The organism is Romboutsia maritimum (assembly GCF_002251085.2).
GTDB classification, from domain to species: Bacteria; Bacillota; Clostridia; order Peptostreptococcales; family Peptostreptococcaceae; genus Romboutsia_B; species Romboutsia_B maritimum.
In genome coordinates, this window is record NZ_NOJZ02000049.1 from 1 (window position 1) to 5,690 (window position 5,690).

General features: G+C 24.8%; 9 protein-coding genes. 1 reads left to right on the forward strand and 8 read right to left on the reverse strand.

Translation table 11 applies throughout. The features are described 5' to 3' along the window. Positions 1–188 precede the first annotated feature (188 nt). The 6 genes from CHF27_RS13180 to CHF27_RS13205 all read right to left on the reverse strand — a co-directional run bounded on the left by CHF27_RS13180 (position 189) and on the right by CHF27_RS13205 (position 3,862). Positions 189–452 carry a hypothetical protein gene (locus CHF27_RS13180; RefSeq protein WP_095405263.1) on the reverse strand — a complete coding sequence of 88 codons (264 nt, stop codon included), beginning with the start codon at positions 450–452 and terminating at the stop codon, positions 189–191. 350 nt (positions 453–802) lie between these two features. Beyond that, positions 803–1,180, reverse strand: a complete 378-nt coding sequence (locus CHF27_RS13185; RefSeq protein WP_095405264.1) for a hypothetical protein — start codon at positions 1,178–1,180, stop codon at positions 803–805. A gap of 36 nt (positions 1,181–1,216) precedes the next feature. Then, on the reverse strand, positions 1,217–1,666 hold the full coding sequence (locus CHF27_RS13190; RefSeq protein ID WP_095405265.1) for a helix-turn-helix transcriptional regulator: 450 nt from the start codon (positions 1,664–1,666) through the stop codon (positions 1,217–1,219). A gap of 264 nt (positions 1,667–1,930) precedes the next feature. Beyond that, positions 1,931–2,449, reverse strand: coding sequence for a VanZ family protein (locus CHF27_RS13195; protein ID WP_095405266.1), 519 nt, complete (start codon positions 2,447–2,449; stop codon positions 1,931–1,933). 167 nt (positions 2,450–2,616) lie between these two features. Then, positions 2,617–3,387 (reverse strand): hypothetical protein, encoded by a 771-nt coding sequence (locus CHF27_RS13200; protein WP_095405267.1) that lies wholly within the window; start codon positions 3,385–3,387, stop codon positions 2,617–2,619. Next, positions 3,374–3,862: an RNA polymerase sigma factor gene (locus tag CHF27_RS13205; protein WP_095405268.1), complete on the reverse strand. Its 489-nt coding sequence runs from the start codon at positions 3,860–3,862 to the stop codon at positions 3,374–3,376. The genes CHF27_RS13200 and CHF27_RS13205 overlap by 14 nt, the downstream gene beginning before the upstream one ends. Positions 3,863–4,033: 171 nt before the next feature. Here CHF27_RS13205 and CHF27_RS13210 point away from each other — a divergent pair, with 171 nt between their 5' ends. Beyond that, positions 4,034–4,345 (forward strand): hypothetical protein, encoded by a 312-nt coding sequence (locus tag CHF27_RS13210; protein ID WP_095405269.1) that lies wholly within the window; start codon positions 4,034–4,036, stop codon positions 4,343–4,345. A gap of 144 nt (positions 4,346–4,489) precedes the next feature. Here CHF27_RS13210 and CHF27_RS13215 read toward each other — a convergent pair whose 3' ends face one another. Together CHF27_RS13215 and CHF27_RS13220 are read right to left on the reverse strand one after the other, a co-directional pair. Continuing rightward, on the reverse strand, positions 4,490–4,837 hold the full coding sequence (locus CHF27_RS13215) for a hypothetical protein (protein WP_095405270.1): 348 nt from the start codon (positions 4,835–4,837) through the stop codon (positions 4,490–4,492). A gap of 285 nt (positions 4,838–5,122) precedes the next feature. Continuing rightward, positions 5,123–5,608, reverse strand: coding sequence for a hypothetical protein (locus CHF27_RS13220; RefSeq protein ID WP_095405271.1), 486 nt, complete (start codon positions 5,606–5,608; stop codon positions 5,123–5,125). Positions 5,609–5,690: the final 82 nt, after the last annotated feature.

The window sequence follows — 5,690 nt, forward strand, 5'->3', positions numbered from 1 at the left end:
AATCATTGTTATACAAGTATTTCGTTAGATAAAAGACATACACCATGTATATAGATATAAGAATTATTGGACTTATAATTTTCTTATTTACTTTCATTTATCCCCCCCGATATTTCTTATTATTTATAATCTAATAATTTTTGTACTAAAAAAAGAATATCATAGTTATACCCCTTTAATATTGCTTTTTATTTTTTGCTTAAATGATAAAGTAATAATAAACATCTAAGACTACTTATTATACATATAGTTAAACAAAAAGTAGGGTCTATAAAATGTGTTTCTCCAGTATAAGCAACTCTAATTAAATAATAAATCATCTCTATTAAACACATATACAATATCAACTTTATATTTACTTTTAATTTAGATATTAATTCTTCTTTATTACTATACTCACCCATTAATAAAGTCTCAGACATGTATTTAGATATCTTATCTATAACTTTCATAAAAGCCCCCTATATATCCTTTTGTTAACATTATATATAACAATTGTTAAATTAATTATAACAGAATTTATAGTTTAACAGATTTACAATAAAATAGATGTTTTATTGAAGATAATAAAAATTAGCTAAAGATTGATGGATGAAATTTAAGTTTAAACAAGTTTTAGAACTGCTCCCTTTAAAACTAATATATGTTAAAATTGCTTGATATTTAGCCAATTAGCTTACTCCTTTATCTGATTTAATATATATTAACCTGTTTTTCACCTTATTGTTAATCATAAATTTAGCTAACATAGACAAAATTGAACTGCTCCCTTTATGATGGACAGGGAGCAGTTCAATTTCTTTTAACATGATTCTTTTTCGTATTTAACTTTTCTGTAAATAAAAATTGATAATACTAAAAATCCAAATATTAAAGCACTATTGTCAATTAAATTCTTCAATGAAGTCAATATAGTACCATTTTCCACAAATCCAGATAGAAAACATATTACAAATATACCTATTGAAATAATTCCATATATAATTGATAGTATTTTAGTTACCATTAACTTTGTTTTTAAATTGCCTATTTTGCTACTACAAATATATACCAAAGGTAATATTGCTATTGTCGCCAGTGCCCATGATATAGGATGCCTTAATGCTATAGCTACAGAATAGATTAATATTACTAATATAGCACTATAAATAAATTTATCATATATTTTTACATTACTCATTTTAAAACCTCCATAAATTATGTTTTTTCTATCTCTTTAATCAACAAGTTCACAAAATCTTTTTTTAATGTATTCAAAATCAAAAGAATATAGTATTCTTCTACTACTACCATCTAAAATTCTATAATGATTTGATATTATATTTTGTTGAATTGTAAAGCCATTTTTACTCTGAATATCCTTCCACCAAATCTTTCCTCCAAGCGTTGGAATATATTTAATGTCATCATTTTCAAATGATAAAGTCCGTATTATATCTTCTATATCACCTCCAAAAGTTAATTCTAATATTTCACTATTCTTAAATATAACACATACTGCAATAGCAACTGCCCAGCCTAAACTTCCTCTTTCCTTTTCAACTTGTACTAATGTTTTTTTAGATATTCCAAGTACCTCTGCCATTTTATCTTGTGTATATCCTTTTTCAATTCTTACAAGTTTAACTTTTTCGTCAACTTTTTTTATAAATTCAGTTCTTATCATAAAAATTTCATCCTTTACTTATCATTTACTTATAAATCCATACAACAAAAGTATCCTTATAGTGTAATATTACACTACAAGGATACTTTTGTCAATTTTTGATAATTAATATAACAGTTTCCTATTAAATTGTACTTTACTAAATTCTATAACTACTTATAGCTTTGTGCATAATTGTACTAAAGTTTTTGAACCTTAGTAATATCAATGAATATATAAGCGTTACATAAGAATTGATACTAATTGTAACTAAAAAAATCTTATCTAATTATATATAAATATCCCTATTAATATAATTCCAACAGGTACCATTACACCTGTACTACAAATAGTAATGAAATTTTTCACTTTGTTCTTATCTGTGAAAATCTTTTTAATCACTATATAAATACCGACACCAATAATTCCACCAATAGTATTGGTAATAATATCAGTTATATCACTAGCACCTATCCCAAATACATACTGGCTACACTCAAATATAAAACTTATTATCGCCATTATACATATACTTTTAGATATTTTTATATCCTTAATTAATATATTTATATAAATACCCAATGGTATAAATAAAATCATATTACCAAATATATCTAACTTATTAAAATTTCCTTTAAATACATCATCAAATGGAATTAAATTAAGTGTTCGTGAAAAATACCTATCTTTGCTAAATATCTCTAATGGAGATACATATTTAAATGGAATATTCCATAAAACAAATATTACGTAAAAAACCAATCCCATGATAAATAAACTATTAATTATTTTTTTCTTATTCATTTTTAAATCCCCTCATTTAAATTTTTTATACAATATACAATAATTATAAACTATAGTTTTATAATAACATAAAAACACAATCTAAAGACATAATGCAGCAGCCATAGTGACTGTAAAAATCTCTATAGCTACTGCCTTATCATAAAATCTTACTGCAAACACTCTTTCTATTTTACATTAATAGTCTGATGTGCCATTTCAACTAACTCATTTTGTGATAAATTAGAATCTATTACCAAGAAAGAATAATTAACTCCATCTTGCATCCAACTCAAAGATTGAACTTGAGACACTTCTTCCTTTTGAGAGCCATAGCTAAACACATATTTACCAGATAATTCATCTTGCTTATCTTGTTCTGTCAATTTGTAATCTGGTGGTACTGACTTATTAGCATATGATTGATAATATAAATCTATATTGTTATAATTATCAACAATAACCTCTTTTTTGGATCTTTCACCCAACATTCCATTTTCAATGTAAAGACTTAATTTATCATTTCCTTTTTCATAATTAAAATCAAGTGACTTTGTTTTTGCTACAGAATTACCTTTCTCATCTAGTCCTTCATTATATACAGTATGGCCACTTATAAATTTATATCCATTGTTAAATTCCTTAACTAATTTAGGATTAAATCCAAAATCATCATTTATTTGTTTTTCTGTAGGAATGCTTGTATATGTTGGTATATTGCTAGAACTTCCAACTATAGAGAATATTTTTCCTGCTGCAAATACAGTTGATCCTAATGCCATAGTAGCGACTACTGCAACTATAATTCTTTTTTTAAAAGATGCCTTTTTACATAGTTTCATATTTTCCATTTCACCAATCTCCTTTTGATCAGGTAAGTTGTTTAATGTAACTCTTACCTTATTTTTAAAACTTTCTGGTGTATCTGAAAAGGCATTATTCCAATTATAATTTTTCATAAGTTACCTCCATATGTTTTAATTTTCTTTTTAATAGTTTCCGTCCTTTTGACAATCGACTTTTTACAGTTCCTGAAGGTACTTTTAAAATATCTTTAATTTCTTCTACTGAATATCCCTCTATATAATAAAGAACAATTGTAATACGAATACGTTGAGGTAGTTTTTTTATTGCTAAATATAATTCACTATAATCCTCTTTGTCATCATCCTTAGTAAACGCAAAAAATTCTTCATATGATACTGTTGGATGTTCCCTGCGTTTTAAACTATAACACTCATTTATAAGTATCCTAATTAACCATGTTTTAAAATATTGTTCTTCTTTTAATGTATTTAATTTGTCGTAAGCTTTTAAAATTGCCCCCTGAACTGCATCTTCACAATCTTTCTCATTAATCAAAATTGATTTAGATACATGATATAAAGTACTCTCAGCCTCAAGGACTTTATCTATAAATGTATTTTTATTCAATTGACTTCCTGCCTTTCCGTGCAAATTGTAGCGCTACTTATTTGCATTTACACTAATTAGATGTATATATGTACTAAATGGTTCACTTTTTTTCATTTAAATAAAAATTATTTTTAATTATCTATTATGCTACAATTAAATTAGGATTTTATAGATTAAGGGGTGATAAGTATGAAGATTTGTAGTAAATGCGATAGTAAAATTGGTATATTACAAAGATTTAAATCTAGTTTTAGTACTATACAGTATGTATGTTGTGAAATAGAATGTGATAAGTGCAAAACTAGATATAAAGTAAGGAATAAAAAAGCTATTAGTATAACTAGATCTGTACTATATTTTTTATTTATTGTTCATATATCTGCATCTTTTAAATTTAGTATTACAGAAAAGTTTATTTGGGTAACAATAGGGTGTTGTCTTTTAAATCCTATTGCAAATTTTATAGTATCATATTTTGCAGATTATAAAGAAATTGAATAAAATTATATACATTTTTTTTAACACAAAAAGAGAGCAAAAATTTTAAAATGTAATATACTCTCTTTATTCTCAATACATAAAAATTATTAATTAAAAATTTCCTCTTTAATAAATTAGAATTTAACGACCTTATTTTTGACTTTTCTAATGTAATATAAATGAGTTAATCATCCCAACAAATAATACACCAAACATAAAAGTTGCACAACTCACACAAATTATTCCAGGAACAAATATAATTATCCTATTTCTTTTAGGATGGTAACTATTTTTAACTTCATAAACCTTATACACTACATAACATGAAATTACCATTGGAATAGCTCCAAATCCAAGTAACATAAATGCTTCTTCATATAGTTTAAAAGGAATCATTGCATCTGGATTAATAATAATATCTGAGTGTGATAAGAATATAATACTTAGAAATAATGTAATACAAGTACCTATAGAATAAATAATTCCAACTATCATTTTCGATATCTTCTTCATATATGCCTCCTACCAATCTCTGTCTAATTTACATAATAATGCAATTCTTCTAAATTGAAAATATCCCGCTTACAAATTCCTATTAATTTGTATATTAAATATAAGAATTAATACATAGTTTATAATAATTGTTAATTTAATTATAACAAAGATTACTATTTCCCATGTGTTCACTAAAAAGCACCTAGTTTTTACTAAGTGCTTAAGTAATTAGTAATTGCTTTGTATATATATTTTTTCAAAAAAATTCTTAATAGAAAAATATAATTTTAAAATATTACACGATTATATATAATCAAAATATCTAACCCACCAAGTACTTTCTTCATCCATATACTTATTAATTCCATCATAAGATTCATTAAGTGATTCTGAATCAATATAAATATATCCATTATTTTTTAATATCTCAATTATTTTCTCAATAGGATATTTACTATACATATCACCTTCTGTAACGCTAGATATTGTAACCATATTTCCAAATGATGAAAACTTGATTCCTAAATCACATAACCATACGGTACCTTTAAAATCTTCACAAGGATAATCTCGCTTATTTTTACTTTTTTTATAAATTGCTAATTCCGTAAAAAACGAAGCATCTTGAACCTGATCATCTATTCTTAATTTATTTCTAATAATATTTTCAATTTGACTCTTGATACTATGAACTCTTTTCATTTCATCAAGATAATTGAAATTTTGAGGACATTCACATTGTTCTTCATCGTCAAAACTTAATAATAATGCCTTTAATTCTTTTTCCAATATATTCACTCCTTTAAGATGATCCATGCTATATTACAATTGCGTATTATAGTTACATTATAACCTTAGTAATAATTGGAGT